At 68.9% G+C, this 26,018-nt stretch carries 28 protein-coding genes; 10 read left to right on the top strand and 18 right to left on the bottom strand.

Annotation, left to right across the window (positions count from 1 at the left end; genetic code table 11):
- Nucleotides 1-173 (bottom strand): GntR family transcriptional regulator (locus tag DFS13_RS35445; RefSeq protein ID WP_124674135.1); only part of this gene is annotated, 173 nt, incomplete at its 3' end.
- 565 nt (nt 174-738) lie between these two features.
- On the opposite strand from DFS13_RS35445, the gene DFS13_RS35440 reads away from it, so the two are divergent.
- A complete protein-coding gene (locus tag DFS13_RS35440) occupies nt 739-2,913 on the top strand; it encodes a DUF4132 domain-containing protein (protein ID WP_111442750.1) in 2,175 nt (724 codons plus the stop codon).
- A gap of 15 nt (nt 2,914-2,928) precedes the next feature.
- Here the strand turns inward: DFS13_RS35440 and DFS13_RS35435 are convergent, their stop codons facing one another.
- The 5 genes from DFS13_RS35435 to DFS13_RS35415 form a co-directional block, all read right to left on the bottom strand.
- Nucleotides 2,929-3,840 carry a hypothetical protein gene (locus DFS13_RS35435; RefSeq protein WP_006498437.1) on the bottom strand — a complete coding sequence of 304 codons (912 nt, stop codon included), beginning with the start codon at nt 3,838-3,840 and terminating at the stop codon, nt 2,929-2,931.
- Nucleotides 3,841-3,926: 86 nt separating this feature from the next.
- Nucleotides 3,927-4,250 (bottom strand): TfoX/Sxy family protein, encoded by a 324-nt coding sequence (locus DFS13_RS35430; RefSeq protein WP_006498438.1) that lies wholly within the window; start codon nt 4,248-4,250, stop codon nt 3,927-3,929.
- 56 nt (nt 4,251-4,306) lie between these two features.
- Nucleotides 4,307-6,043, bottom strand: a complete 1,737-nt coding sequence (locus tag DFS13_RS35425) for a site-specific integrase (protein WP_111442749.1) — start codon at nt 6,041-6,043, stop codon at nt 4,307-4,309.
- A gap of 186 nt (nt 6,044-6,229) precedes the next feature.
- On the bottom strand, nt 6,230-6,421 hold the full coding sequence (locus DFS13_RS35420; RefSeq protein ID WP_006498440.1) for a DUF2964 family protein: 192 nt from the start codon (nt 6,419-6,421) through the stop codon (nt 6,230-6,232).
- A 13-nt stretch (nt 6,422-6,434) separates the two neighbouring features.
- The gene (locus tag DFS13_RS35415) at nt 6,435-6,914 is read right to left on the bottom strand and encodes a universal stress protein (protein WP_048986217.1); all 480 of its coding nucleotides are present in this window, start codon (nt 6,912-6,914) and stop codon (nt 6,435-6,437) included.
- 296 nt (nt 6,915-7,210) lie between these two features.
- Between DFS13_RS35415 and DFS13_RS35410 the strand changes: the two genes are divergently transcribed.
- From DFS13_RS35410 to DFS13_RS35395, 4 genes are all read left to right on the top strand, one after another.
- Nucleotides 7,211-7,972 carry a 2-keto-4-pentenoate hydratase gene (locus DFS13_RS35410; protein ID WP_034203682.1) on the top strand — a complete coding sequence of 254 codons (762 nt, stop codon included), beginning with the start codon at nt 7,211-7,213 and terminating at the stop codon, nt 7,970-7,972.
- Between the two features lie 31 nt (nt 7,973-8,003).
- Complete coding sequence (locus DFS13_RS35405; protein WP_111442748.1) at nt 8,004-9,416, top strand: 3-deoxy-D-arabino-heptulosonate 7-phosphate synthase; 1,413 nt, start codon at nt 8,004-8,006, stop codon at nt 9,414-9,416.
- Between the two features lie 119 nt (nt 9,417-9,535).
- Nucleotides 9,536-11,704, top strand: coding sequence for a hypothetical protein (locus DFS13_RS35400; protein ID WP_111442747.1), 2,169 nt, complete (start codon nt 9,536-9,538; stop codon nt 11,702-11,704).
- Nucleotides 11,705-11,711: 7 nt separating this feature from the next.
- A complete protein-coding gene (locus tag DFS13_RS35395; protein WP_077057187.1) occupies nt 11,712-12,419 on the top strand; it encodes a DUF3142 domain-containing protein in 708 nt (235 codons plus the stop codon).
- Nucleotides 12,420-12,461: 42 nt separating this feature from the next.
- Here the strand turns inward: DFS13_RS35395 and DFS13_RS35390 are convergent, their stop codons facing one another.
- Together DFS13_RS35390 and DFS13_RS35385 are read right to left on the bottom strand one after the other, a co-directional pair.
- Entirely contained in the window at nt 12,462-12,836 is a 375-nt protein-coding gene (locus tag DFS13_RS35390; RefSeq protein WP_006498446.1) for a gamma-glutamylcyclotransferase family protein, read from the bottom strand.
- A gap of 57 nt (nt 12,837-12,893) precedes the next feature.
- On the bottom strand, nt 12,894-13,544 hold the full coding sequence (locus DFS13_RS35385; protein WP_111442746.1) for a LysE family translocator: 651 nt from the start codon (nt 13,542-13,544) through the stop codon (nt 12,894-12,896).
- 165 nt (nt 13,545-13,709) lie between these two features.
- Between DFS13_RS35385 and DFS13_RS35380 the strand changes: the two genes are divergently transcribed.
- A complete protein-coding gene (locus tag DFS13_RS35380) occupies nt 13,710-14,630 on the top strand; it encodes a LysR substrate-binding domain-containing protein (RefSeq protein ID WP_109343123.1) in 921 nt (306 codons plus the stop codon).
- Nucleotides 14,631-14,726: 96 nt separating this feature from the next.
- On the opposite strand, the gene DFS13_RS35375 is transcribed toward DFS13_RS35380, so the two are convergent.
- Both DFS13_RS35375 and DFS13_RS35370 read right to left on the bottom strand, forming a co-directional pair.
- Nucleotides 14,727-15,563, bottom strand: coding sequence for an alpha/beta fold hydrolase (locus DFS13_RS35375; RefSeq protein WP_034203689.1), 837 nt, complete (start codon nt 15,561-15,563; stop codon nt 14,727-14,729).
- 144 nt (nt 15,564-15,707) lie between these two features.
- The gene (locus tag DFS13_RS35370) at nt 15,708-16,541 is read right to left on the bottom strand and encodes an oxidoreductase (RefSeq protein WP_111442745.1); all 834 of its coding nucleotides are present in this window, start codon (nt 16,539-16,541) and stop codon (nt 15,708-15,710) included.
- 94 nt (nt 16,542-16,635) lie between these two features.
- Here DFS13_RS35370 and DFS13_RS35365 point away from each other — a divergent pair, with 94 nt between their 5' ends.
- A complete protein-coding gene (locus DFS13_RS35365) occupies nt 16,636-17,607 on the top strand; it encodes an AraC family transcriptional regulator (RefSeq protein WP_043205938.1) in 972 nt (323 codons plus the stop codon).
- 48 nt (nt 17,608-17,655) lie between these two features.
- Here the strand turns inward: DFS13_RS35365 and DFS13_RS35360 are convergent, their stop codons facing one another.
- Together DFS13_RS35360 and DFS13_RS35355 are read right to left on the bottom strand one after the other, a co-directional pair.
- Nucleotides 17,656-18,861, bottom strand: coding sequence for an MFS transporter (locus tag DFS13_RS35360; RefSeq protein ID WP_109343125.1), 1,206 nt, complete (start codon nt 18,859-18,861; stop codon nt 17,656-17,658).
- Nucleotides 18,858-19,223 carry a RidA family protein gene (locus tag DFS13_RS35355; RefSeq protein ID WP_006498454.1) on the bottom strand — a complete coding sequence of 122 codons (366 nt, stop codon included), beginning with the start codon at nt 19,221-19,223 and terminating at the stop codon, nt 18,858-18,860. Before DFS13_RS35355 ends, DFS13_RS35360 begins: the two co-directional genes overlap by 4 nt.
- A 133-nt stretch (nt 19,224-19,356) precedes the next feature.
- Between DFS13_RS35355 and DFS13_RS35350 the strand changes: the two genes are divergently transcribed.
- On the top strand, nt 19,357-20,175 hold the full coding sequence (locus DFS13_RS35350) for a TrmB family transcriptional regulator (protein WP_006498455.1): 819 nt from the start codon (nt 19,357-19,359) through the stop codon (nt 20,173-20,175).
- Between the two features lie 16 nt (nt 20,176-20,191).
- The gene (locus DFS13_RS35345) at nt 20,192-21,052 is read left to right on the top strand and encodes a PhzF family phenazine biosynthesis protein (RefSeq protein ID WP_059721769.1); all 861 of its coding nucleotides are present in this window, start codon (nt 20,192-20,194) and stop codon (nt 21,050-21,052) included.
- 27 nt (nt 21,053-21,079) lie between these two features.
- On the opposite strand, the gene DFS13_RS35340 is transcribed toward DFS13_RS35345, so the two are convergent.
- Nucleotides 21,080-22,243: an aldose epimerase family protein gene (locus DFS13_RS35340; protein ID WP_111442744.1), complete on the bottom strand. Its 1,164-nt coding sequence runs from the start codon at nt 22,241-22,243 to the stop codon at nt 21,080-21,082.
- 106 nt (nt 22,244-22,349) lie between these two features.
- Between DFS13_RS35340 and DFS13_RS35335 the strand changes: the two genes are divergently transcribed.
- A complete protein-coding gene (locus tag DFS13_RS35335; protein WP_111966243.1) occupies nt 22,350-23,027 on the top strand; it encodes a hypothetical protein in 678 nt (225 codons plus the stop codon).
- Between the two features lie 125 nt (nt 23,028-23,152).
- Here the strand turns inward: DFS13_RS35335 and DFS13_RS35325 are convergent, their stop codons facing one another.
- The 5 genes from DFS13_RS35325 to DFS13_RS35305 all read right to left on the bottom strand — a co-directional run bounded on the left by DFS13_RS35325 (nt 23,153) and on the right by DFS13_RS35305 (nt 25,940).
- Nucleotides 23,153-23,422 carry a hypothetical protein gene (locus DFS13_RS35325; protein ID WP_111442742.1) on the bottom strand — a complete coding sequence of 90 codons (270 nt, stop codon included), beginning with the start codon at nt 23,420-23,422 and terminating at the stop codon, nt 23,153-23,155.
- The gene (locus tag DFS13_RS35320; protein WP_084752940.1) at nt 23,419-23,697 is read right to left on the bottom strand and encodes a DUF4148 domain-containing protein; all 279 of its coding nucleotides are present in this window, start codon (nt 23,695-23,697) and stop codon (nt 23,419-23,421) included. Before DFS13_RS35320 ends, DFS13_RS35325 begins: the two co-directional genes overlap by 4 nt.
- Nucleotides 23,698-23,870: 173 nt before the next feature.
- The gene (locus DFS13_RS35315) at nt 23,871-24,620 is read right to left on the bottom strand and encodes an amino acid ABC transporter ATP-binding protein (RefSeq protein ID WP_006493844.1); all 750 of its coding nucleotides are present in this window, start codon (nt 24,618-24,620) and stop codon (nt 23,871-23,873) included.
- Nucleotides 24,607-25,257, bottom strand: a complete 651-nt coding sequence (locus tag DFS13_RS35310) for an amino acid ABC transporter permease (RefSeq protein WP_006484388.1) — start codon at nt 25,255-25,257, stop codon at nt 24,607-24,609. The genes DFS13_RS35315 and DFS13_RS35310 overlap by 14 nt, the downstream gene beginning before the upstream one ends.
- Complete coding sequence (locus DFS13_RS35305) at nt 25,254-25,940, bottom strand: amino acid ABC transporter permease (protein WP_006484385.1); 687 nt, start codon at nt 25,938-25,940, stop codon at nt 25,254-25,256. Before DFS13_RS35305 ends, DFS13_RS35310 begins: the two co-directional genes overlap by 4 nt.
- Nucleotides 25,941-26,018: the final 78 nt, after the last annotated feature.

Genomic DNA, 26,018 nt, shown 5'->3' with positions numbered 1-26,018 from the left:
CTTTCGAGCAGCCCGCGGCTTTCCAGCAGCAGATACGCATGCAGCACCGTCGTGATGCTGATCCGGTGCTGCTGGCTCGCCTGCCGCACCGACGGAATCCGGTCGCCGTGCCGGTACACGCCCTGGCGGATCAGGCGCTCGATATCGTCCGCGAGCTTTTCATAGAGTTTCATCGCGCGTCTCCCGCCGGCATGCGCAGCCGCGCCGCCCCACCGTGTGCGTCCAATCCGCACGCGTTGCACGTGTTTCGCCCGCCGACCGGGCCGTCGTGATTCCTGATCTTTCCCTCCGGTTTTGCCTTTTCCATCGCACTGGCTCTCTCTTGAAGATGCGCCGCCAGGGGTCCGGACCAACTGGATCTGCGGCACTGTGCACTTGATGATCTGATCTTAAGAGAAGAACAGTTGGTGACGAGTACACACATCGAGCACGCGAGCAAGAGTACAGTTCGGCGCGAATCGCGCATCGCGGGAAAACTGTACGTCTTATGAAATGGCCGGACGGTCGGTCGGCTGGCACGGCGCGGGCGAATCGGCCCGGCAGGCCCGCCGCACGGGCCTCCGCGCGCGCGGATCAATGGGGGTGCAATACTGTGCGCCCGCACGGTTTTTCACGATGAGAGCCAGACCATGCAGCACACGATCGAACCCGTAGCCGGCCTCGGCGGCGCGAGACGCGTCGCGCGACCGGCACAAAAGAAATCGCGCCAGAACGGTGCGGCCGACCGGGCACGTACGCATGGCTGATCGCGCCCTCGTAGCGCTACTCGTCGGGCGGCTGACCGACCCGGCCGCCCACGCGGGCGCCATCGACGAGCCGATCGACCTGTCGGCGCTCGACGCGCCTGCGCTAGGCACCGTGTGGCCGGCGCTGCGGCGCGTCGAGCACGAGATCCTCGTGCGCGACCAGGCGTTCGGCGACCCGCGCGCCGAATTCGCGCGCACGGTGCACCGGCAGATCGATGCGCTCGGCCTCGTGCCGCTCATCGACGCCGATGCGGCGCTCGAACTCTTCCGCGCCATTCCGGCCGGCGGGTGGAAACGCGCGCTCGAGGATCTGCCGTACCTCGACGCGCTGCCGTCGCCCGCGCTGCAAGCCGAACTCGCGCGGATCGCCGACGAACCGGAAGAAGGCGGATTGCGCGCGGCGTCGGCCTATGCCGCGTATGCGCTCGACTGGTTCGCGGGCCGCCGCGACTTCTCGGCGCGGCGCGCAGCCTGTGCGCAGGCGCTGGCCGGTTCGCCGTTTCGCGTGCGCGAACTCGACGTGTTGCCCGAACTCGGAGCGGCCGCGCTACTCGCACTGGCTGCAACGAACGACGGCTATTTCGCGCCGAAGCGGCTGTGGCTCGACCTCAGCGATCCGGCCGTGACGCTCGCGGAAGAAGCCGCGTACGTCGCGTTCGCGCGCGACGCGCTGACCGAAGCGGCGCGACAGGTCGCCGCGCTGCATGCCGGCGCCGTGCCGTACGAAGCCGATCGCGCGTTCACGACCGACGACGCGCAAGTGCTGTCCCGCGCCGCGCGCGTGGCCGCCTATCGCGACGAAGCATGGCTGCGCCCGCTGATCGGGCCGCTGCTGACGGGGGTATGCGTCGCGCCGACGGCCGCGAAAACCGCGCCGTCGCAATCGCTCGCCATCGCGCTCGGCCATGCGATCGAGACGATCCCGACGCCCGAGGGCGTGCGCGCGCTGCGCGACGCGCTGGCCGTCGTCCGTCACGCGGGCGTGCAGAAGAAACTCGCGCGCAACCTGAAGCCGGCCGAACGCGCACTCGGCGAGCGGCCGCGTACCGCGCTGCGGATGACGCTCGACGCGCAGCCCGACAAAAAGTCCCTCGCGATGCTCGCCACCTGCATGGAGACCGGCTTCTGGCAGCCGCTGACGCTCGGCCACGCCGAATGGCGCGAGCGGCTCGTCGATGCGCCGGCCGGCGCCGCGTTCTCGGCGCGGATGATCTGGCAGGCACGCCGCGGCGACGGCTCGACGCAATCGTTCACGCCCGATATCGCCAAGGGCAAGGTCGTGCTGCGCGACGCGGCCGGCCGCGCATGCGAGATCGCCGACGACTGCGAGATCCGGCTATGGCACCCGCTGCTGGCCGACGCAGACGAGCGGCTCGCGTGGCAGCGCGCGATCGTCGGCCGGTCGCTGCGGCAACCGGTCAGGCAGGCGTTTCGCGAGTATTACGTGCCGAGCGACGGCGACGCGTCGGCCAGCGATACCGCGATGTTCGAAGGCCACGTGCTGTCGAGCCGGCCGCTGCTCGGTGTCGCACGCCGCGAAGGCTGGTCGATCCGTGCCTATGACGACGCGCTCGTCCGCGAATTCGGCGACGTGCGCGCGACCTTCCGCGTCGATGCGCGCCTCTATCCGGGTTCGGAAAGCCACGGTACGTCGCGCCGGCTGCACTTCGAACGCCGGCACGGCGCCCGCTGGCTGCCGCTGCCGATCGGCGAGATCGATCGGGTGGTGTTCTCGGAAGCGGCGCGCGCGGTCGACCTGCTCGTCAGCGTGTCCGCGTTCGCGCTCGACGACGATGCGACACGTGCGGCGACCGCTTCGCTCGCGGCGGACCCGGTCCGCCTGCGTGAGCTCGAAGCCGAACGCTGGCAGCGCCTGAACCGGTTGTCCGATCTGCCGCTGGGTGTGATGGCGCAGCATCGCAAACACGTGCTGTCGCTCGTGTTCGCCGAGCCGGTTGCGCAAGGAAAGATCACGATCGACGAACGCCACGTGCGCGTCGGCGCATGGTCGGTGCATTGCGCGACCGGCCGCGTGACGCGCGACGGCGAGCCGGTCGAACCGGCGATCGCGCCACCGCCGTCGCCGCTGCGCGCGGTGCCGTGGCTGCCTTACGACGAAGCGCTGCTGCAGCGGATCGTCGACGTCGTCGCGGGGTTGCTCGATTGACGGCGATGCAGGCGCCTACCGCGCCGTCTGCTGCCGCTGCACCTCCTGCGCTTTCATCTGCAGATACGCGCCGCGCTCCACTTCGTGCAGTTGCTGCGGATACTGCTCGGTCGCGTCGAACCAGCGCGCGAGGCGCTGGTCGAGCGGCTTGTCGAGCGTCGCGAGATAGGTGTCGATCGCGAGGTAGTAACGCATCGTGTTGCGCTCCAGCAGCCCGCGCACGCCGCCGATGTACTGCGGCTGCGCGGCCGACGCGGCGCCGACGGTCGTGAACCCGACCTTGTCGCTGCCGACCGTCGCGAGGTAGGTCTTCATCGCCATCCGGCCGACCGTGCCGAACCCGTATGAATACGTGAGGTGCAGGAACGTGCGCGACGCGCCGACCGGCACGGCTTCGAGCGCGATCCGGTAATCTTTCGTGCCCATCGGGCCGCTGTCGGCGGTCAGGTCGACCTGGAAATAGTCGGGCGTCGCGGCCGCCACGCGATAGCGGAACTGCACGCGATAGGTATCCGGCAACTTTTGCTGGATCTTGCGGCCGAGGTTCACGTCGAGCACCGGGCCGTTGGCGCCGCTCGATGCGTGACAGTACTTGGTGTTCAGGTGCAGGATCAGCACCGCGCACCAGTTCGCGGGGCCTTGCGCGGGATCGTTGAGCTGGCCGTTCACGACCGCGAACGGATAATCGACGACCGCGTAGATGTCGCCCTTCAGCGACGACGACGCTTCCGACGATTCGAGGACCACGGGCCGGTGAAACGCGTTGTCCTTCAGTTGCGCGCCGAGGCTGCGGTAGCGGTCGAGCAGCGCGGCCGCGCCGTTCGCGCCCTCCGCGCCGAACGACAGCGCGCTCCAGCCTACACACAGGGCTGCGACGAGCGCGCGCCAGGCACGGCGCGTGCCGCGCGAAGCTGCGGATGTCTCCATGTTGGTACTCCCGGGCGCACGGTGGCCGCGCGCATGTGTCACAGAATACGCCTGCCGGCCGCGCGGCGTGGCAGGCGGCGCGATCGTCATCGGCTGCGCTTCACCGGCAGCGGCACTTGCGCGGCGGTGATCCGGATCAGCGTCGACAGCCATTCGCGATCGTCCCAGCGATCGCCAGCAATGACGAGATGCGGCTTCGCGCTCGGATACGGCGGGGCTTCGTCGCACACGCCGAGATACGCGCGGCCTTCAGGCGTCGGCTTGACGAACAGCCGGTCGTCGCAGACGAGCGCGACCATCCTGCCGTCGCAATAGATGCCGTATTCGCCGAACATCTTGCGCGCCGAGACCGTACCGGCCGCCGCGATCTGCTCGACGATGAAATCGACTGTGCTCTGGCTCGATGCCATCCGAATCTCCAGGACCGAAAATTCGTCTGACCTGCGTCGACGCCGCGCCGTTCAACTCATTTGTCGATACCGAACGCGCTCGACATCTGCCGCGCCCGCTTCACGTCGTCGCCATGCAGGTAGATCGACGTCGTCGAGATCGACGCATGCCGCAGGTTGTCGCGCACCGTCGTCAGCTCCGCGCCGCGCGCCAGCGCGTGCGTCGCATGCGTATGCCGCATCCAGTGCGGGCTTGCCTGGCGCAGCTTGTGCGCGAGCGCCGGGTGGTCGGCCTCGACGCGCTCGGCCGTCTGCGCGAAGAAACGCTGCATCACTTTCCACAGCCGCACGCTCGTGATCGCGGCCGCGTCATCTTCCGCGAGGCTCGGAATCAGCGGCGTATCGGGCCGCCAGCGCGCCGGCGTGACCGGCAGACGGCGCGCGACCAGATAGCGATCGAGCGCCGTGCGCGCGAGCGGCGGCAGCGCGACGCGGGCGGCCTTGCTGCCCTTGCCGATCACCTTCAGCCACGCGTCGCCGTGCGCGTCCGTCTCGATGTCGCCGAGCGTCGCGCCGACCAGTTCGCTCGCGCGCAGCCCCGTCGCGTAGCCGAAATCGAGAATGAAGCGCAGCCGTTGCGCGGCGGCCGGCGTCCAGCCCGACTGCGGCGCGCCCTTGAGCGGGCGCGTCTGGAACTCGAGCCCGTCGGCGATCGTGCGGACCAGCAGCCACTCGCCTTCGGTGAACGCGTGCGACGTATCGAGTGCGGTCGCGCCGCGCGTGTCGCGCACCTTCACGCCGGCGAACGGATTCGCGAGCAGGTAGCGCTGCTCGATCAGCCAGCGGAACAGCGCGCCGAGCACCGACAGCGTGTACGCGGCCGAGCGCGCGGACAGCGCGCCCGAGAACGGCCGCCAGTCGGGCGCGCCGCGCGGCCGCACGGGCCCGACCCAGCGTTCGTGCGGCGTCGGCCGCCGGATGAACGCGCGATACGCGAGCGCGTCCTCGGTCGTCAGCGACGACAGCGCGCGGCCGCGTTCGACGATCGCCCACAGGATCAGCCGCTCGGCCTCCTTCCGGTACGCGCGCCGCGTCGCGGCCGATTCGTGCAGCGACAGCCACGCGTGCACGGCCGCGTAATCGTTGTCCGCGTCGAGCGTGCTGGTCGCGCGCGGCGCGCGGAACGTGCCGGCCGAGCCGTCGACTTCGTGCGGCAGCCTCAGATGCTCCCACGGCACGATACTGCCGCGCGGCGTCGCGGCGATCAGCGCACGCGCGCGTTCGGTCAGGTCCGGATGCGCGGCGAAGAACGCCTCGACGCGCCGCGCGCTGGCCATGCCGAGGCCCGCGATCGCCCGCCACCACTGGCGCCGGCGCGGAATCCGCACCGTCAGGTCGGCGAGCGTCGCGATCCCGTGCGCACGCAATGCAACGACCGCGCGCGTCGGCAGCCACAGGCCGACGTCGTCGCTGATCTGCGGGACCGGCGCGCGCGCATGACGCAGCACGCCGATCGCGTCGGTTGCGGCTTTCGCCTCCCGTAAACGCTCACCGTCCGGATGGCCGAGCCGTGCCGCGAGATCGGCGCGGCCCACCTGCCGCGCGACGCGCACGAGGCGGCGGCGAATGGCGCCGATCACGCCGCGCGCCGACCGCCCGTCGCCGAGCCGGTCGGGCAGGTAGCGCTCGACGGCCTGGCGCACGGTCATGCCCGCGTACCACGCACGCAGGGCAGCCAGTTCGTCGGCATCGGGAAAGCCCGCGGGCGCAGGCGCGGAATCGGGGGAAGGCGGTGACGTGAGGCGCGGTTTCATGGGCGCCAGTTTGACAGAAGCGCCGAGCGGGCGGCAACGTCGAAGCGGCCGATATCCAGATCGGGCAGGCCGGCACGAAGGCGCCGGCGACGGCGAGCGACCAGGCGAGATCACGGCGGCGCAACGGCTGTCGCCGGTCGTCGCGAAACCGACGCCTGACGTGCGCCACCACCTCGCCCGCACGCGTCACTCCTCGCCTTTCGGCCCCGGGTTCAGCATCACGACGAAGCCCGCCACGCCGACGATCAACGCGATGGCGCCGCCGCGCAGCGCCGACGTGGCATCGAACAGCAGGCCCGTCACGACGGCCATCATCCCGGCGAGCGACACGAACACGGCGATCGCCGCGACGACGATGCGGTACTGGCGACGTATCATCGCGCGCGCCGCGTCATGCCGCGGCCGCGGCGGCCGGCTCGCCGGCGTCGTCGCCGCGAATCAGCAGCACCGGGCACTTCGAGCCGCGCACGAAACGCTCGGCGACGCTGCCGAGCAGCACGCGCCGGATGCCGCGCCGCCCGTGCGTGCCGACCACTGCGAGATCGATCCCGTGCTCCTTCACGTAGCGTTGCAGGCGTTCCGCGATGTCCTCGCCGATGCTCTCGGTCTCGACGAGTTCGCCTTCGCCCTTCGCACCGGCCAACGCGATGATCTGTTCGGCTTCGCGCAGCACCTTGCGCCCGTCGTCGCGGATTTCCTCGACGAGCGCGTGCGGATCGACACGGCCCGCGTACGTGAACAGCACCGACTTGTCGACCACATACACGACGCTGACGTGCGCATCGCCCGCCAGCGCCACCTTCACGGCTTCGGCAAGCGCCTGTTTCGACGAAGCGCTGCCGTCGACGGCCACCATGATTTTCTCGTACATGCGAACCTCGCTGGGGTGAGCTGCCGCGCACCCTGTCGCGCGCGGCCATGTCACCATCATCGGCCGACGGCAGGTTCGGATGTTGACGGCGGTCAAGCCGCGGCGGCGATCACGCATGCGACAAAACGGCACGACGGGAAGCGGGAAGCCTGCGTTCTCGGCCAACCGAAACCGGACCGGCAACGCATGAGCCGACGGGCTTTCGAGCGGCCATCGCGCCGAAGGCGCTATCATCGACGATGCGACTTTCGTCCGGCCCTTTTTTGCCGGCCCCACTTTCGACTCGCTCAACCGACATGACAACGACTATCGAACGCGTGGACGGCGCCGCCCAGCATCTCGTCGCCGCCCGCCATGCCGGCTCGCCCGGCCCGCTGTTGCCCGATGCACTGCGCCCCGACGACATCGACACCGCGCTCGCGATCCAGCAGCGCGTCGCCGACCTGCTCGGCGAACCCGTCGGCGGCTGGAAATGCGCACTGCCGCCGCCCGATCGCGTGATCCTCGCGCCGATCTTCGCGTCGACGATCCGCGAAGCCGATGCGCCGTACCGCGTCGTCGGCGGGCCGATCGTGCGGATCGAACCGGAAATCGCGTTCGTGCTCGATCGCGATCTGCCCGAGCGCGAGCAGCCGTACGACGAAAGCGACGTGCGCGCCGCGATCCGCGAAGTGCGCATCGTGCTCGAAGTGCTCGGCTGCCGCTATGCGGAGCCGACGCGCGCGTCGAAGTTCGAGCTGCTGGCCGACGGGCAATTCAACCAGGGGCTGTGCGTCGGCCCGGTCGTGCCCGACGGGCTGAACGTGCCGCTCGCGACGCTGGCGCTGTCGTTCGACGGCGCGCTGAACCGCACGATCGACGGCCGCCATCCGGACGGCGATCCGCTGAAGCCGCTGGTGTGGCTCGTCAATTTCCTCGCGTCGCGCGGCGACGCGGTGCGCGCCGGCCAGATCGTGACGACGGGTTCGTACGCGGGTGCGATCGAGGTGCCGCTCGGCGATGCGCTGACGGTTCGCTTCGGCGAGCTCGGCAGCCTGTCGGTGACGTTGACGGCGTGACGGGTCACGTCTCTTTCACGCCCAACCCGCCATGTCGCTGACACCGCTTCCCGCCCTGCTCGACGCCACCCTGCGCACCGTCGCGCGCCGTTACCGGCTGCCGCCGCTCGAACGCGCGTCGTCGCTGACCGACGCGACGAACCCGGCCACCGCGCTGGCGATCGTGATCGAGGAAGCGCGCAGGGTGCGGGCGGATGGCCACGCGCCCGGCGCGGACTTGCGGCAGCGCTTCATCGATGCGCTCGCGCGGATGATCCGCGACGCGATGGACCCGTCATCCGGCGATCCGTCGTTTCAGGCGTCGGTGCTGCGTCACGATGCGCAGAACGTACGCGAATACGCGTCGTTGTCCGCGCACGCCGAGCAGGACCGGCGCGCGCTCCACTCCGCCGTCAATGCGATCGCGCATCCGGCCAAGCTCGAACGCAGCGCGCAGGCCTGGCAACGCGACGGCCTCGCGCGCCTGCATGCGGCCGCGACCGCGGCATCGTGGGCCGAACTGCATGCCGCGCTCGCGCAACTGCTCGCGCTGCCCGAGATGGCGACCGACGCGGCGTTCGAGCAGGACATCGTGAAGCTCAAGGACAGCCCCGCGCTCGAACGCATGCTGCGGCTCGACGCGCTGGCCGCGGACGAGGACGTCCGTCGATATCGCGCGCTGTGGGTCCGCCAGGGTCCGCTCGTCGGCAGCACGGTCGCCGTCGCGCAGGGCGCCGCGTCCCAGCAGCGCGGCGCCGCCGTCGAAGCACTGGCGGCGCAGGCGCTCGACGCACTGGCGCGCCGGCTCGACGCGGTGGACGCGCAGCGCACCTACCGCGTGGTCACGTCGATGCGCGTGCCTTCGTCGATCCCGGGCCGGCACGACCGCGCGAAAACCGAATGGGACGCGATCCTGCTCGAACGCGCGCGCGGCAGCGACCCGGCGTCCCCGTGGAACGTGCGCTTCCTCGTCGAAGCGAAGGCCTCCGCGGATGCCGCGACGACCGACCTGCCGCGGCTGCTGCGCGGCCTGACCCTGCTCGCGCAGGCGGCGCCCGACACGGTCTATGCATTCGAGACGCATCAGGGCACGGTGCACGTGCACGGCGCATCGCTGCACGCGTTGACGACCGACGAAACGACGCTGCCACGCGAAGTGCTGTATTGCTGCGACGCGTCCGCGGACACGACGCCGCGTCTGCTGGGCGCCGCGAGCCGGATGCAGTTGCTGTCCGCGCAGGCGAGCCTCGAATACGCGAGTGCGCTCGCGCAGCAGCCGGATGCCGATCCGGATGGCCTCGGCGTCATCTGGCATGCGCTGCTGACCCTGCCGCAATGGCAGGCCGTGCTGCATCAGTACCCGTCGTTGCGGCAGGTCCGCGAATTGATGGTGGCGATCGACGACTTGCGCGCCGCGATCGAAGACATCGACGAAGGCGGCATCGCCAGCAGCGTGTGCGCGTGATGCGCGAGCAGGGCCGCCGCTCGACGGGCGTGTGCGCGCCGTGAGGTACGATACGCGCCGGGGCAAAGCGCCCCCCTGAGAGACCCGGCCGTCGCGGCCCCCTACCCAGCACAACAAAAATGCGAAGAAACCCGACGCTGCACCGCAACCTGTTCGCCGCGCTGGCGGCCAGCCTGCTCTGGATGCCGGCCGCCCACGCCAGCGGCGACGACGGCTGCTACGTACCGAACACGCTCCGGCAGACTTCCTACTCGTGCGGCAACATACCGATGCTGACGCCCGCCAACGACACGCGCATCAACGCGATGCTGATGATGGTCGACAGCGCCAAGGTCGCGCAGGTGTTTCCGGACCCGAGGACCATCCCCGCGAAAGAGCGGATCAACCAGATCGTCGTGCCGTTCCCGATGGATTTCTCCGGCTGGATCTACATCGGTCAGAAGGAGCCCGACAAGGCCGGCGGCGCAGCGGATGCCGATGCGTCGTCGAGCCGGTACGCCGACGGCGAAGGCAGCATCTGCCGCAGCATGAGCGCGGGCGCGGCAGCGTTCGACGACGCGTTGGGCGGCGCAGGCGGCCTGCCCGCGGACGAAGCCGCCCGCCTGCGCGCGGCACGCGCCGACATCGCGCAGAAGACCTGCACCGCGGGCGGCGCGGGCGCCGCGTGGACGAAGCCGCCGGTCAAGTCGCCGCTCGGCCAGCAGTTCGCCGCGTACCTCGACGGCACGAACGCGTTCTACCGCGCCGACTTCCTCACCGCGACGCGGGCCTTCGCGAACGCATCGCACAGCGCGGACCCGTGGCTGAAGGAAACCGGCCTCTACATGGCCGGCCGCGCGCAGCTGAACGCCGCGCAGGCCAACGTATTCGACAACGACGGCCCGATGCCGTCGCGCGCACGCGTGACGAAGGTCTCGCTCGACGCGGCGAACACGGTATTCCGGACCTACCTGAAGGTGTATCCGAAGGGGCGCTATGCGGTTTCCGCGACCGGGCTGCTGCGGCGTGTCGCGTGGCTCGGCGGGAACGTCACGCAGCAGGCCGACCTGTACGGCCACGCGCTCGCGCGCTGGTCGCCGGCCACGTCGAACGTGCCGCTGATGCAGTTGGCGAACGAACTCGACAGCAAGCTGCTGTTCGGATCGGAATTCGACGCGAGCCAGATCCAGTCGCCGACCGTGCTCGCCACCGTCGACCTGCTGCGCATGCGCGCGTCCGACAGCAGCGACGCGAGCCGCAAGCCGATGACGCTGGACGAGCTGCAGGCGCAGAAGCCGCGCTTCGCGAACGCGCCCGCGCTCTACGACTACCTGCTCGCGACCTGGTACGTCCAGATCGGGCACAAGCCGGATGCCGCCCTCGAGTTGCTGCCGCAAGCGCCCGCCGCGCCGCTCGACTACTTCGGCCTGAGCCAGCAGGCGCTGCGCGGGTTCGCGCTGGAAGACAGCGGCCAGAACGACAAGGCCCGCCAGCTGTGGCGCGACCTGATCCCGCTCGCGAAATTCCGCTTCCAGCGCGAAATGCTGGAACTCGCGCTCGCGATCAACCTGGAGCAGGCCGGGCTCGTCAACGACGCGTTTGCCGACGATTCGCTCGTGCAGAACGCGGCGATCCGCGCGGTGCTGCTGCAGCGCGCGGCCAATGCCGACCTGCTGCGCGCGCAGGCGCAAAACCAGGCGACCGGCGGCGCGCTGCGCGACACCGCGCTGTACACGCTGCTGTACAAGGAGCTCACGCGTTCGCACTACGCGGACTTCCTCGCCGATACCGCGCTGGTGTCCGGCACGCCCGCCGATCCGTTGAAGCCGTTCGTCGCAGCCGGCGCGAAAAACGAGGACGGCTACACGTGCCTGTCGGCGCGCGACATCGCCGCGACGCTGCAGCAGAATCCCGCCGACCCGAAAGGGCTGAACTGCCTCGCGGATTTCGTGCGCCTGCATCCGCCCGCGGCCGGCATCGAAAGCGATCCGGTGCCGCCGTGGGTCCGCAATGCGTCGAGCACGGCCGCCACGCGCGTGCCGCCGACGCTAGGTGCGGCGCCGTCGCAGTTCGCGGGCAAGCCGTACGAGCGGATGTCGAGCTACGTGACGGTGATGGCCGATACGCAGGCGAACCCGAACGATCGCGCGTACGCGTTCTACCGCGCGATCAAGTGCTATGCGCCGGCCGGCGCGAACGAATGCGGCGGCAAGGAAGTGTCGAAGAGCACGCGCAAGCGCTGGTTCGACACGCTGAAGACCGCCTATCCGGGCAGCCCGTGGGCGCAGAAGCTCCGCTACTACTGGTAAGCGGCGCATGAAGCGCATCGCGGGCATCGCGCTGCTGCTGGCCGCGCGCGTCGCGCTGGCCGGCACCGTCGACGCCGCGCGGTACGACGCGTTCTGGCTGTGGGCGGGCGTGAAGCCGCAGGCGGTCGTGCACGGCGCGCGCGCCGTCTATGTGCTGCAAGGGCAGATCGAAGCGTCGCAGCGGGACGAGTCGCAGGTGCGAGTGATCGCGCAGGGCGTCGCGCTGCCGCCCGCGCCCGACGCGCGCGTGTGGCTCGTCTATCGTGCGCATACGCTGCGCTGGACGCCGCGCGTCACGCAGATCATGCTCGCGCAGCTCGCGCGCTGGCGTGCGTCGGGCCGCACGATCGCCGGCATCCAGATCGACTTCGATGCGGGCACGCGCCACCTCGAGGATTACCTCGCGTTCCTGCGCACGCTGCGCGACACCCTGCCCGCCGATTGCCGGCTGAGCATCACGGGGCTGCTCGACTGGAGCAGCCGCATCGATACCGACCAGGTCAACCAGCTCAAGGGCATCGTCGACGAGGTGGTCGTGCAGACGTACCAGGGCCGCCGCACGATTCCCGACTACGCGGCCTACCTGCCGCGCGTCGCGCGGCTGCAGCTGCCGTTTCGCATCGGCGTGATCCAGGGCGGCGAATGGGACGCGCCGCCGTACCTCGCAACGAATCCGTGGTTCCGCGGTTACGTCGTGTTCCTGCGCAACGGCTAGCGGCCGCACACGCGACGGCGTCGATCCGCCCGCGCAGCGGATTCAGTCGGCGCGCGGCGAACGCGCGTCCACGTACACCCATGCGGCGACACCCGATTCGAGCACGACGCGCTCGCGCCGATACGCATCGACTTCATAGTCGTCCGCGTGCTGCAGTTCGTCGCGGGTGATCGCGAACACGGTGCCCGTGACGCGGTCGCCCGTCTGCCCCGTATAGGTCACCACCGGATGATGGGTCCTCCCGCTCGTCGCGACCACGTCCGGATCGTCGATCCGCAGCATCGTCATCGCATAGCCGGGCATCGCGTCCGCGTGACCGTCGAGCTTGCGGCCGAACGTGGCGAGCTGCACCTGATCGAGCTGCAGCGTGCCATACGAGAAAAGGTGCTCGGAGAAAGCCGGGGCGGAACGGGACATGGTAGAACTCGATGAAAGAATCGGTGCCGACGAAGCGTAACGCAGATCGCCGATGCGCTACGCGGCGCCCGCGATCGTGCTGCCGAGCCCGGCGAGCGCAATCGCGAGCAGCGCAAGCGCCGACGAGGCCGAGATCCAGCGCTGCTTCCGATGAATCGCCGGATGGTTGATCGCGGCCATGTAGCCGGCGAGGATCGTGAAATCGACCACGATCCACAACGCGGCGAGGATCGCGAGGCTCACACGCGAATCGGGCGTGATGCCGACGAACTGCGGAAAGAACGCGACGAAGAACAGCAGGTCCTTCGGATTCGCGATGCCGACGAGGAAGCCGCGCACGACGCCGGGCAAACCGCGCGGCTGCGGTATCGGTTCGCCTGCCGCCGCGCCATCGCCATGCCGTGCGCGGTTGGCGCGCCATTCGCCGAGCAGCGTCCGGATCGCGAGCACCGCGATGAACAGGCACCCCGCGACATGCAGGCCGGCAAGCAGGCGAGCGCTGACCATCACGACGCCGAACACCATCAGCATCGCGCCCGCGATCATCACGAGGCTCGCGGCATTCGCGCCCACCGCGGTCAGCACGCCCTGGCGGAATCCGCGCCGCGCGACGGTGCCCGTCACGAGCATGACGACCGGGCCGGGCGTCGCGACGAGCAGCACGATCGCGGCCAGATAGGCGAACAGCAGCGGGTAATGGAGTGTCATGACAAAAAGTTGTTCGATGAGTCGAGAAGCACGCCCGTCACGATGGCATCATGGAGACCCGATGGATCGAAAAGCGCGGTTTCTGGCAGTATCACGCGCCCGGGCCGCCGACCGAAAACGGAAAATCCTGTCTGATGACATGAGTTTTATTCATACTCGAAACCCATGAAGGCCAAACCGCTTCCCCCCGTCTATGCGTTGCGCGCGTTCGAGAGCGCCGCGCGCACCGGCTCGTTCACGCTGGCCGCCGAGGAACTGAGCCTGACGCAAAGCGCGGTCAGCAAGCACGTGAAGACGCTGGAGGCCTACTTCGGCCGGAAGCTGTTCGTCCGGCGCGGGCCGAAAATGACCGTGACGGCGGAAGCCCACATCTTCGCGGCCGGCCTCAGGCGCGGCTTCCGGCAGGTCGAGGAAGCGTGCATGCTGTTCCGCACGCAACGCGACGTGCTGCGGCTCAAGGCGCCGTCCACGCTGACGATGCGCTGGCTGCTCGACGCGCTGGCCGCGTTTCGCGGCACGCGGCCGGCGTTCGAGGTGCAGATCGCGAGCGTGTGGATGGACGTCGATACCGTCGATTTCTTCAGCGAATCCTACGATTGCGCGATCCTGCTCGGCGCGGGCAGGTTCGGCGAGAGCACGCATTGCGTGAAGCTGTTCGACGAATGGCTGATTCCGGTGTGCTCGCGGGCCACCGCCACGGTCGCGCGCGCGAATCCCGCCGCGTGCGAGCTGATCCACCCGTCGCCCGACCGGCGCGACTGGCGCCGCTGGCTCAACGGCAGCGGTCACGATCTGGACCTGGACATCACGCGCGGGCAGGTGTTCGACATGCTCGAACAGGGCATCTCGGCGGCCATCGCCGGCCACGGCCTGTCGATCAGCGACCTCGCGCTGTGTGCGACGGCCATCGACGAGAAGCAGCTCGTGCTGCCGTTCAAGACGGCCGTCAGCACCGGCGATGCGTATTACCTCGTGTGGCCGGAAGATTCCGCCAAGGTCGCGCAGGTACGCGAACTGCACGCGTTCCTGGCCGGCCGGATGCCGCGTCTCGCGCATCCGGGCGTTCGTTTCGTCGGTCCGGGGTGAAGCAGATGGCGGGCGATCCGTCCTTTTCCACGCGCGTCCGGATCGCCCGCCTTCGATCGCGGCGCCGCCCGCCACGGCGGGCCGGCGCCGCCGTCATTACGCCCGTACGAACGCGAGCAAGTCGGCGTTGAGCACGTCGGCGTTGATCGTCAGCATCCCGTGCGAATAACCCGGGTAGGTCTTCAGCGTGCCGTTCTTCAGCAGCTTGACCGACTTCAGCGCGGAATCCGCGATCGGCACGATCTGGTCGTCCTCGCCATGCAGCACGAGCGTCGGGACGGAGATCGACTTCAGGTCTTCGGTCTGGTCCGTTTCCGAAAACGCCTTGATGCCGTCGTAATGCGCCTTCGCGCTGCCTTCCATCCCCTGCCGCCACCAGTTGCGGATCACGCCCTGGTGCACGGTCGCGCCTTCGCGGTTGAACCCGTAGAACGGGCCGCTCGGCACGTCGAGGAAGAACTGCGCGCGGTTGTCGGCGAGCGCTTTGCGAAAACCGTCGAACACGTCGAGCGGCAGGCCTTCGGGGTTCGAATCGGTTTTCAGCATCAGCGGCGGCACCGCGCTGACCAGCACCGCCTTCGCGACGCGGCCAGCCGGCTCGCCGTGCTTCGCGACGTAGCGCGCCACCTCGCCGCCGCCCGTCGAGTGACCGATATGCACCGCATTGCGCAGATCGAGCGCTTCGACGACCGCGAACGCGTCCGCCGCGTAATGATCCATGTCGTGGCCGTCCCAGACTTGCGCCGAGCGGCCATGGCCGCGGCGATCGTGCGCGATCACGCGATAGCCGTGCTGAACGAAGAACAGCAGCTGCGCATCCCAGTCGTCGCTGGACAGCGGCCAGCCGTGGTGGAACATGACGGGCTGCGCGTCTTTCGGACCCCAATCCTTGTAGAAAATCTCGACGTTGTCCTTCGTGGTGACGTATGGCATCGCGATGCTCCTGTGAGGTGGATGAACGTGGCGAACGGGCCGGTTGCCATTATCGGCCATTATTGTGAAACCACGATGCCATCGTGCAATGCAACGGCCGATCATCCACCGGCAGGAAACGAACGACACCGCGCGCGTCGGCCGTCAGCCGTCCGTCGACACCGTCACGGCTTCCCACGCGCGGATCTCGTCGTCCAGCGCCGCCAGCTTGTTGCGCACGAGCCGCAGCGCATCGCTGCCGAGCAGCAGATGCGCGGGCGGATGGTCGGCCGCGATCACGGCGAGCATCGCCCGCGCGGCCTTCGCCGGATCGCCCGGTTGTTTGCCGCTTTTTTCCTCGCGCGCGCGGCGGATCGGATCGAACAGCGCGTCGTAATCGGCAATCGAGCGCGGCGTGCGCGCCATCGAACGGCCGGCCCAGTCGGTGCGGAACGAACCCGGCGCGACGGCCGTCACCGCGATGCCGAACGGCGCCAGCTCCTTGCCGAGCGTCTCGGAAATGCCCTCCAGCGCGAACTTGCTGCCGCAGTAGTACGCGATGCCCGGCATCGTGATGTGGCCGCCCATCGACGTGATGTTCAGGATGCGGCCGCGCCGGCGTTCGCGCATGAACGGCACGACGGCCTTCATCATCGCGACCGCGCCGAACACGTTCACGTCGAACTGCCGGCGCAGCTCGCCGAGCGGCGCTTCCTCCAGGATCCCTTCGTGTCCGTAACCCGCATTGTTCACGAGCACGTCGACGGGCCCGACGTTCGCCTCGATGTCCGCGACGACGCCGTCGATGCGCGCGAAGTCGGTCACGTCGAGCACGCGCGCGACGGCCGCCTGCGCGGACAGCGCTTCGAAGTCGCGCGCCGCCTGCGCGCTGCGCACCGTGCCGACCACCGTGTGACCGGCGGCCAGCGCTTCCTGGGCCAGCGCACGGCCGAAACCGCTGCTGACGCCGGTAATGAGCATGATGTTGCCGGATGCCATCTGAGCTTCTCCCGAATGTCGATTGAAGCGTGCATACTAGTCTGACGAACCACGCCGAATAAGCCCGATTCCGCTGATTTTCTTGCACAAAACTATGAGCATCTCGCCCGCCTCCGTTCGCTCTTCAGCGCTGCCGCCGCGCGACCGGAAACGCCTGGTGACACTGCTGCGCACGCTGGCGCCCGACGAAGGCTACAACCTGACCGCGCTGCCGAGCGTGCGCATCCTGCGCGCGAACCGCGCGCTGTCGCGCACGCCGGTGCTGTACGACCCGGGCATCGTGATCGTGTGCCAGGGATCGAAGCGCGGCTACTTCGGCGGCGAGCGCTATCTGTACGACGAACACCATTACCTGGCCGTCTCCGTACCCGTCCCGTTCAGCATGGAAACCGACGCCACGCCCGAGCGCCCGCTGCTCGCGCTGTACCTGCACCTCGATTTCACGCTGGCCGCCGAACTCGCCGCGCAGATCGACCGCGCTGGCCGCGCGGAAACCGTGCAGGCGCCGAAGAGCATGATGTCGACGCCGATGGATCAAGCGATGCACGCGTCGGTGCTGCGGTTCGTCGAGGCGCTGCAGCGGCCGCTCGACGCCGCGGTGCTCGGCCCGGCGCTGCTTCGCGAGTTGTATTTCCGCGTGCTGACCGGCGCGCAAGGTGACGCGATGCGCAGCGCACTGGCGATGCGCGGGCAATTCGGCCGGATCGGACGATCGTTACGCATGATCCACGCCGATTACGCGCGGCCGCTCGACGTGTCGCAACTGGCCAACGAAGCCGGCATGAGCGTGCCGAGCTTTCACAGTCACTTCAAGGCGGTCACGCAGGTGTCGCCGATGCAGTACCTGAAATCGACGCGCCTGCATCAGGCGCGGTTGTTGATGGTGCGCCAGGACCTGACGGCGGAGGCGGCCGGCTACGCGGTCGGCTATACGAGCCCGTCGCAGTTCAGCCGGGAATTCAAGCGCCTGTTCGGGTTGACGCCGGCGAAGGAAACACAGCGCATGCGCGCGAGCTTCGCGATTCCGCAAGCGTTCGACGATGCGGTGTTCGTGTCGTCGCATTGAGGTGGGCGCGAACATCCGGCCGATGACCGTCGCCCGTCCCGCACGCACTCAACCGGCGGACGTCGGTTCGCCCGAGGCATCGACGCTCACGCGTGCGGCCCCGACCCACCCGGCTGCCGCCAGGGCAACGGCCGCGACGAACATCATCGCACCCCACCCGATCCGTTCGACGAGCATGCCTGCCGCCACGGCGCCGCCCGCGCCGGCCGCGTAGTACAGCGTCAGGTACGCGGCGCTCAATGCACCGGCCCGTGCGGGCTGAATCGCCACGACGCGGGCCTGGTTCGCGACCTGGGCAGCGAAACAACCGGCATCGAACCACGCCAGCCCGACGCCCAGCCAGCCTGGATGTCCGAGGGCGACGCCAAGCAGCAACGTGGAAAGCGCGGCCACCGCGAGCCCCCAGCCGATCACCGCCCGATCGCCGAAGCGATCGGTGAGCTTGCCGGCCACGCGCGTCACGCCGAGGCCGAGCACGCCGGCGAGACTGTATGCGCCGATCGCGGCCGCCCCCATGCTGTACGGCGGCGCGGCCAGACGGATCGCCAATCCGACCCAGACCAGATTGAACGCGAAGAACCACAGCATGCCGGCGCCGGTGCGGCGCCTCAATGCGGTGCTGTCGCGCAACAGCCGCGGAATCGCGCCGATCGTGGCTGCGTGGCCGGAACGCCGTTCGGGCCGACCGCCGGGCAACAGCACGCCACTGCCGACGGCCGCCAGCGCCACGCAGCCGGCCAGCGCGAGCAGCGCGCCCCGCCATCCGCACCACTGCGACAACGCGCCGCCGACGAAACGGCTCAGCAGGATGCCGGCGGAAATGCCCGCGGAAACCACGCCCATCGCCGCGCCCCGCCGACGCGGCTCCGCATGCTTGCCGACCACCGCGCTGCATTGCGCCGCGACCGTGGTGGCGGCCCCCACCAGCACGAAGCAGGCGTCGAGCGCGAGCGGCGTCGACGACAGCGACGCGCACGCGAGCAACACCGCGAGCCCCCCCATTTGCGCCGGAATGAGCGTGCGCGGACCGAACCGGTCGACCAGCGGCACCAGCAGCGCCAGGCCGGCCAGATAGCCGAGCATCGTCACGGACGCGAGGGTCGCCATCCGCGCAGCCGACACGCCGAAATCGCCGGCAATGGCCGACAGCGACGGCTGCAGCGCATAGCCGTTGGCGATCGCGACGCCGGCCGCGAGCGCCAGCATCGCGATCGCGGTGCGGGACAGGTAGGCGGGCGGGCCGGCGACCGTCATGCGGCGGTCCGCACCGCGATCGCCTCGACCTCGACGCGAATCTCAGGATCGACGAACGGCAACGCATGGACCAGCGAGAATGCCGGCCGGATCTCGCCGTATATCTCGCCGTGCGCACGTGCGGCGTCTTCCCAATGGTCGAAATCCGCGACCACCAGCCGGCTCTGGACGACATCCGACAGTGCGAATCCGCTGTCCGCGAGGACCTTGCCGAGCGTCGCCAACGCATCGCGCGTCTGCGCATACACGTCGTCGCCTTTGCCGGCCGTCCCCGATACGTAGATCGTGTTGTCGACGACCACGGCACGCGAATAGCCCACCTTCGGCTCCCACGGGGAGCCGGTACTGATCCGTTGACGCATCTCGATGATCCTCCTCGGTAAGGTTGGGAAATCTCGCTTACTACTTCAGTAGTAAGCGAGATCGATTCTATACTACTTCGGTAGTTAATCAAGCATCCCCTGAAGCGCGTCACGGCAATCCGAATCCATCCACATGAACGACAACGCGGAACTGATCACGTCACTGATCCGGCTTGGCTTCACGCAATACGAGGCGCAGGCGTACGCGGCGCTCGTCGGCCAAGCCGCGCTGACGGGTGCGGAAGTCGGCCGGCGCGCCGGCATGCCGCCATCGAAGGTCTACGAGACCCTGGGCCGCCTGGAGGCGCGCGGCGCGGTGCTCGTGAACCGCTCCGAACCGGTCCGCTATGCGGCCGTGCCGCACCGGTCGCTGCTGGAAGAACTGCGCACGCGCTTCAACGCGGATCTCGAGCTCGCAGCGGACGCGCTCGACCGGTTGCCGGTGCGGCAAGAGCCGGGGCTGGTCTGGTCGTTGAGCGGGCGGGAGGCGATCGTCAGCGCCTTCGCGCGCGTGATCGACCATGCGAAGACGGCGATCTTCGCGGGTGTCTGGGACGAAGAAATCGACGATCTCGGGCCGCTGCTCGAAGCAGCCGCGGCGCGCGGCGTGGATACGCACGTGGCGATCTACGGCAATCGCACGCTCAACGGCCCGCGCTGCTACGACATGGCCAAATGCGGCGCCAGCGCGCGACTTCGGCTGTCGGGGCGGAGGCTGGCCGTCGCGATCGCGGACGACACCGAAGCCGTGGTCGCGGAATTCGGCGATCAGTCGCCCGACCATGCGACGTTGACGACCAATCCGGTCATCGCGCTGCTCGCGGTCGAGTACATCAAGGCCGACGTGAGCGGCCGCGTATTGATCGACGCCATGAGTCCGGCGGAATACCGGAAAGTACTGAAGCATCCCGACATGCAGGCGATGCTTGCGCCGCTCGACAAGCCGAGCTGACCCGTACGAGATATCGATGCCCTCCTACACCTTCCGTCTGTTGAACGTCTTCGCCGAATCGACGTTCGGCGGCAACCCGCTTTGCGTATTCGACGATGCGCGCGGCATGGACGATGCGACCATGCAGGCGCTGGCCGTGCAGTTCAACCTGTCGGAGACGACCTTCGTGCTGCCGTCCGAACGCGCGCATGCACGCGTTCGCATCTTCACGCCCGGCTACGAGATGGCGTTTGCCGGCCATCCGACGCTCGGCACCGCGCACGTCGTGCGCGAGCGGCTGAATGCCGGCGACGCGCTCACGCTCGAATTCAAGGCCGGCGTCGTCGACGTCACGGCGCGCGACGACGTGTGGACCTTCACCGCGCCGCACTCAGGCATGCCGAACACGGCGCCGTGCGCGTTGTCCGCTGCGCAGGTCGCGGCGCTGCTCGGGCTCGCCGAGGACGATCTGCTCGCGCCGCCGCTGTGGGTCAATACCGGTGCCGACCAGTTGCTGGTCGCGCTCAAGGACCCGGCCGCCGTGCGGCGCGCACAACCCGACAGCGCGCACCTCGACATCTGGCCCCGGAGCAGCCTCGGCCGCAAGACCGCGTATGTGTTCGCGTTCGACGACGCACGCCCGGGAACGGTCGTGTCCCGCTATTTCTTCGTGAAGCAAGGCGGCGGCGTGTCGGAAGATCCGGGCACCGGTTCGGCCTGCGCGAACCTGGGCGGCTGGCTGCTGGCCGGAGGGCACGACCTGCCGGCCGCATTTCGGATCGAACAGGGCGAAGCCGTCGGCCGCCCTTGCCTGCTGCGCCTGTCGGTCAATGCCGCGGGCGAAATCGGCGTCGGCGGGCGCGTGATCGAAATCGGGCGCGGCGTGATCAACGTTTGACGAACGCGATGCGGCCGACGCCGACGCTCACCGCGCGCCCACCCGCCACACCGTCACTTCGTGCAGCGTCTCGCCGGGCTTCAGGACCGTCGACGGAAACGCCGGACGATTCGGCGAATCGGGAAAATGCTCGGCTTCCAGCGCGAACGCATCGGTTTGCCGGTAGATCGCGCCGCCCTTGCCCGCGACGCTGCCGTTCAACCCGTTGGCCGTATAGAACTGCAGCCCCGGCTGCGTCGTGTACAGCTCGAGGAAACGCCCCGACGCCGGGTCGTAGGCGCGCGCGGCAAACGCGGGAGCCGACTGGCCGCCCTGGTCGAGCACCCAGTTCTGGTCGTAGCCATGCGCGATCGCGAGCTGCAGATGTGCATCGCGCACATGCGCGCCGATCGGCGTCAACTGGCGCAAGTCCATCGGCGTGCCCGCGACGCTCGCCAGTTGCCCGGTCGGAATCGACGTATCGTCGGTCGGCGTGAAACGCGATGCGGCGATCTCGATCAGTTGCCGCTCGACGCTGCCGCCCGCCTGCCCGGCCAGATTGAAGTAGCTGTGGTTGGTCAGGTTGACGACCGTGTCCTTGTCCGTCGTGGCGCGGTAGTCGATGCGGATCTGGTTGTCGCGGGTCAGCGTGTAGGTCACGTCGGTCGTCAACGTGCCGGGGAAGCCGTTCTCGCCGTCGGGGCTCACGTAGCGCAGCGTGACGCTCGAACCGGTCGCGTCGCTGTGCGTGCCGGTAACCGTCCAGACCTTCGCATCGAAACTGTCGGGGCCGCCGTGCAGCGTGTTCGGCCCGTCGTTGACCGGCAGCTTCCACGTCTTGCCGCCGAGCGTGAAACGGCCGCCCGCGATGCGGTTCGCATACCGGCCGATCAGCGCGCCGAAATGGATGTTGCCGTTGTGCGCCTCGTAGTCGCGCAGCGAATCGAAGCCGAGCACGATGTCGGCCGCGTGGCCGGTTCGGTCGGGCACGTCCAGGGCGGTCACGATGCCGCCGTACGTGATGACTTTCAGCGTCACGCCGTGCCGGTTCGCGAGCGTGTACTGGCTCACCGCCTGCCCGGTCGCGGTCGTGCCGTAATCCGCGCAGCTGATCGAGACGTCGGGCGCCGCCGATGCAACGGCTGCGTGCAGCGCGAAGGCCGAGGCTGCACAGATCGCAAGCAGCGGACGTCGCGGCGGGATTCGTTTCATGGAAACCTCCGAAGTCGTGCGGTCCGTGCCCGCGCGCAAATTGCATGCCTGCACGGCGCGGCGTTTGCTATGCTGCGCGCATCGTCCGCCCGAGCCGAGCGCCGCCATGCACGCCGTCACCCCTGATCTCGAACGCACACTGCAGGTCGCGTGCGACGCGTGCTTCGGCACGGCGGCCGTGTGGCCGCTCGTCGCGCGCGCGTATGGCGAGCCGCAGCGCTTCTATCACACGCTCGCGCATCTGGCGGAACTGTTCGCGCACCTCGCGCCGTATCGCGCGGAACCGCTGTGGCCGGCCATCGAGCTCGCGGTATGGGCCCACGACGTCGTCTACGCGACGACGCTGCCGGACTACGCGGACAACGAAGCGCGCAGCGCGCAATGGCTCACGCAGGTCACGAACGCGCACTGTACCGCGTCATGGTTGCGCGCGCACGCATCGCATCGGTCCATGGCCCGCGATCTCGTGCTGGCGACGCGGTCGCACCGGCTATCCGACACGTTCGCCGCCGATCCGGAACGGCAGCGCGCGGGGCAGATTTTTCTCGATGCCGATCTCGCAATCCTCGCGGCCGCGCCCGATCGGCTTCGCGAGTACGACCGTGCGATCGCGCGCGAGTGGGCGCAGGATCCCGATGCGCCGTCGGCCAGTTTTCGCGCCGGGCGCAGGCGGGCGCTCGAACGTCTGCGCGGGCAGGCGCCGCTGTTTCGGTCGGTGGAATTCGCGCCGCTCGAGCGACGCGCGCAACGCAATCTCGACACGCTGATCGACTTCTACGCGTAAGCGCCGCGCATCGTGCGCCCGCACACGGCGGCGCGCGTCACGAAAGCGGCTGATCACACGCTCGGTCTTGCCGAAGCTTTGCGCGGCGCCGCGTTCGATGCCGCGCTGGCGGGCTGGGACGCCCGTCAGCGCGCCGCCAGCGCATCGATCGCCGCGCGCGGGATCGCACTCGGCGCGCGGCTGATGGGCGCGGCGTGAACATGCGCCGGCCGGGGGTCGACTGCATGGCGGTGCGGATCGAATTCGGGATTCATCGCGCGCAGCACGCTGGCGCGCCCGCCGTCGTCATCGGGCAGCTGCGGCTGCCCGCGCGCGAAACCCGGGGTCGCGACCGCCGCGAGCCACGCGGCGATCGCCAGCCCCGTCACGCGTCTCGATACGGCGCCCCGCTTCATTGCGCGCTCGCGGTCGATACGGCGGCCGACGTCGCGGTCATTGCCGAGTGCCGGCCGCCATGCGCGATCGCATACAGTTCGCGATTGCGCGCGATCGTCTGCGCGCTTGGCGGATAGTCCGTGTTCAACGTCGGCAGCGACCCGTCGCGCTCCGCCTGAATCAGGTCGGCGCGCACGTCGGCCCGCGTGACCGGATGGCCGGTGGTCTGCGCAAATGCGACGATCGGTGCGCTCAGCGCACAGGAAAGCAATGCTGCACGAATCAGGTGGTTCATGATGTTCACCTCTCGAAGATAGCGTGTTAGCGTCCGCAGATCAGGCCGGACATCCGCTCCGCATCGATGCGATGAGGAGTGGTGTCCATTCTGCGATTCGCGCGCTTTCCGGAAGGTGAGGCTTCGATTACGGTCCTGTCATCTATCGCGGCCGGGCTGCACCGCAGCGCCGGTCAGCGCGTCACGGTTTCGGTGTTTCGGACGCTGCCCAGAAACCGCGTCAACTCCACCGTCTGCGGCCGCTCGAAGATCTCGTCGGCCGTCCCGCTCTCCCACACGCGCCCCTGATGCATGAACACGATCCGGTCGCTCACCGCACGCGCGAAGTTCATCTCGTGCGTGACCATGATCAGCGTCATGTCCTCGCGCGCGAGTTGCTCGACCACGCCCAGCACCTCGCCGACCAGCTCGGGATCGAGCGCGGACGTGATTTCGTCGCACAGCAGCACGCTCGGCTTCATCGCGAGCGCCCGCGCGATCGCGACGCGCTGCTGCTGGCCGCCCGACAACTGTTCCGGAAACGCGTCGAACTTGTCGCCGAGGCCGACGCGCTCGAGCATCAGTTCCGCGATCGCGCGTGCCTGCTGGCGGTGCGCCTTCTTCACCACCGACTGCGCGAGCATCACGTTCTGACCCGCGCTCAGGTGCGGAAACAGGTTGTACTGCTGGAACACCATGCCGACCTTCAGCCGCAGCGCACGCAGGTCCGCGTGCCGCGCATCGACGCGTTCGCCGTCGACCGAAATCGTGCCCGCGTCGATGCTCTCGAGCCCGTTGAGCGTGCGCAGCAGCGTGCTCTTGCCCGAGCCGCTGCGCCCGATGATCGAGACGACCTGCCCGCGCTCGACGGAGAAATCGATGCCCTTGAGCACATGATGGGTGCCGAAGTTCTTTTCGAGACCCCGGGTTTCAACGAGCGGCATGCCATCTCCTTTGCAACGTGCGCGCATAACGGGTAAGCGGATAACAGAGCGCGAAATAGATCAGCGCGACGAGGCCATACACGACGAACGGCCGGAACGTCGCGTTCGAAATCGCGATGCCGACCTTCGTCAGCTCGGTGAAGCCGATGATCGACACCAGCGCCGTGTCCTTCACGGCCTGCACGCCGAAACCGACCGTCGGTGCGATCGCGATGCGCGCGGCCTGCGGCAGGATCACGTGACGCAACTGCTCGACGTAGCTCATCGCCAGGCTGGCCGACGCCTCCCACTGCCCTTTCGGCACGGCCTCGACACAGCCGCGCCAGATCTCGGCCAGATACGCGCTGGTGAAGAACGTGAGCCCGGCCGTGGCCGCGACCCACGGCGGCACGTCGAGCCCGACGAGCGGCAGGCCGAAAAACACGATGAACAGCTGCATCAGCAACGGGGTGCCCTGGAACACCTCGATATAGAGCTTCGCGACGCCGCGCAGCACCGTCGAGCCCGACACGCGCATCACGAGCAAGCCGAGGCCGACCAGGCCGCCCGTCACGAACGACACGATCGACAGCACGATCGTCCAGCGTGCGGCCAGCAGCAGGTTCGCGAGAATCTGCCCCAACGTGAAATCGGTCATCGCGCACCTCGCACGCGGCGGGTGAACAGGCGGCGGCCCATCGCGCCGAGCGTGGCGCGCAGCAGCAGCGCCATCGCCAGATACGCGAGCGTGATCACGAAGTACGTCTCGAAGGCGCGGAAGTTGCGCGACTGGATGTAGCTGGCCGCATAGGTCAGATCGGCCACCGAGATCTGCGACACGACGGCCGAGCCGAGCATCGTGATCACGATCTGGCTCGACAGCGCGGGAAACACCTTGGCGAGCGCCTGCGGCAACACGACGTGACGCAGCATCTGCGCGCGCGACATCGCCAGCGCGGACGCGGCCTCGAGATGCCCTTTCGGCACGGCGGCCACGCCGGCGCGCACGATCTCGACCGAGTACGCGCCGAGATTGAGCGTCATCGCGAGGATCGCGGCCGTGTACTCGTCGATGTGCACGCCGAGCGCCGGCAAGCCGAAGAAGATGAAGAACAGCTGGACGACGAACGGCGTATTGCGAATCGCCTCGACGTACGCGCCGATCAGCGGGCGCAAGCGCACGGCCGCGCGCGCGTCGGCGCTGTACGCGGCCGCGCCGAGCACGCCGACGGCGACACCCAGCACGGTCGCGACCGCGGTCAGCGCGAGCGTGATCGCCGCGCCGCTCGCGAACACGCCGACGTACTCGGCGAGCTCGCCGAATTGAAGCTGGTAGCTCATGGGAAGGGGATAAATTCAGGTTCGGACAACGACACGCACCACGCCGGGCACCCCGGCCGCGGCGACGTATCAGGCGAC

The organism is Burkholderia sp. 28_3, assembly GCF_003253915.1.
In the GTDB taxonomy this organism is placed as follows: domain Bacteria; phylum Pseudomonadota; class Gammaproteobacteria; order Burkholderiales; family Burkholderiaceae; genus Burkholderia; species Burkholderia cenocepacia.
This window is presented reverse-complemented; position numbering and strand designations above follow the sequence as displayed.

Coding starts and splice junctions, on each gene's coding strand:
- DFS13_RS35400 (WP_111442747.1), top strand. CDS start 9,536: ATGCGAAGAAACCCGACGCTGCACCGCAACCTGTTCGCCGCGCTGGCG.
- DFS13_RS35430 (WP_006498438.1), bottom strand. CDS start 4,250: ATGGCATCGAGCCAGAGCACAGTCGATTTCATCGTCGAGCAGATCGCG.
- DFS13_RS35335 (WP_111966243.1), top strand. CDS start 22,350: ATGCACGCCGTCACCCCTGATCTCGAACGCACACTGCAGGTCGCGTGC.
- DFS13_RS35410 (WP_034203682.1), top strand. CDS start 7,211: ATGACAACGACTATCGAACGCGTGGACGGCGCCGCCCAGCATCTCGTC.
- DFS13_RS35325 (WP_111442742.1), bottom strand. CDS start 23,422: ATGAAGCGGGGCGCCGTATCGAGACGCGTGACGGGGCTGGCGATCGCC.
- DFS13_RS35315 (WP_006493844.1), bottom strand. CDS start 24,620: ATGCCGCTCGTTGAAACCCGGGGTCTCGAAAAGAACTTCGGCACCCAT.
- DFS13_RS35310 (WP_006484388.1), bottom strand. CDS start 25,257: ATGACCGATTTCACGTTGGGGCAGATTCTCGCGAACCTGCTGCTGGCC.
- DFS13_RS35415 (WP_048986217.1), bottom strand. CDS start 6,914: ATGTACGAGAAAATCATGGTGGCCGTCGACGGCAGCGCTTCGTCGAAA.
- DFS13_RS35380 (WP_109343123.1), top strand. CDS start 13,710: ATGAAGGCCAAACCGCTTCCCCCCGTCTATGCGTTGCGCGCGTTCGAG.
- DFS13_RS35320 (WP_084752940.1), bottom strand. CDS start 23,697: ATGAACCACCTGATTCGTGCAGCATTGCTTTCCTGTGCGCTGAGCGCA.
- DFS13_RS35420 (WP_006498440.1), bottom strand. CDS start 6,421: ATGATACGTCGCCAGTACCGCATCGTCGTCGCGGCGATCGCCGTGTTC.
- DFS13_RS35375 (WP_034203689.1), bottom strand. CDS start 15,563: ATGCCATACGTCACCACGAAGGACAACGTCGAGATTTTCTACAAGGAT.
- DFS13_RS35440 (WP_111442750.1), top strand. CDS start 739: ATGGCTGATCGCGCCCTCGTAGCGCTACTCGTCGGGCGGCTGACCGAC.
- DFS13_RS35370 (WP_111442745.1), bottom strand. CDS start 16,541: ATGGCATCCGGCAACATCATGCTCATTACCGGCGTCAGCAGCGGTTTC.
- DFS13_RS35365 (WP_043205938.1), top strand. CDS start 16,636: ATGAGCATCTCGCCCGCCTCCGTTCGCTCTTCAGCGCTGCCGCCGCGC.
- DFS13_RS35395 (WP_077057187.1), top strand. CDS start 11,712: ATGAAGCGCATCGCGGGCATCGCGCTGCTGCTGGCCGCGCGCGTCGCG.
- DFS13_RS35360 (WP_109343125.1), bottom strand. CDS start 18,861: ATGACGGTCGCCGGCCCGCCCGCCTACCTGTCCCGCACCGCGATCGCG.
- DFS13_RS35390 (WP_006498446.1), bottom strand. CDS start 12,836: ATGTCCCGTTCCGCCCCGGCTTTCTCCGAGCACCTTTTCTCGTATGGC.
- DFS13_RS35340 (WP_111442744.1), bottom strand. CDS start 22,243: ATGAAACGAATCCCGCCGCGACGTCCGCTGCTTGCGATCTGTGCAGCC.
- DFS13_RS35305 (WP_006484385.1), bottom strand. CDS start 25,940: ATGAGCTACCAGCTTCAATTCGGCGAGCTCGCCGAGTACGTCGGCGTG.
- DFS13_RS35345 (WP_059721769.1), top strand. CDS start 20,192: ATGCCCTCCTACACCTTCCGTCTGTTGAACGTCTTCGCCGAATCGACG.
- DFS13_RS35385 (WP_111442746.1), bottom strand. CDS start 13,544: ATGACACTCCATTACCCGCTGCTGTTCGCCTATCTGGCCGCGATCGTG.
- DFS13_RS35435 (WP_006498437.1), bottom strand. CDS start 3,840: ATGGAGACATCCGCAGCTTCGCGCGGCACGCGCCGTGCCTGGCGCGCG.
- DFS13_RS35355 (WP_006498454.1), bottom strand. CDS start 19,223: ATGCGTCAACGGATCAGTACCGGCTCCCCGTGGGAGCCGAAGGTGGGC.
- DFS13_RS35425 (WP_111442749.1), bottom strand. CDS start 6,043: ATGAAACCGCGCCTCACGTCACCGCCTTCCCCCGATTCCGCGCCTGCG.
- DFS13_RS35405 (WP_111442748.1), top strand. CDS start 8,004: ATGTCGCTGACACCGCTTCCCGCCCTGCTCGACGCCACCCTGCGCACC.
- DFS13_RS35350 (WP_006498455.1), top strand. CDS start 19,357: ATGAACGACAACGCGGAACTGATCACGTCACTGATCCGGCTTGGCTTC.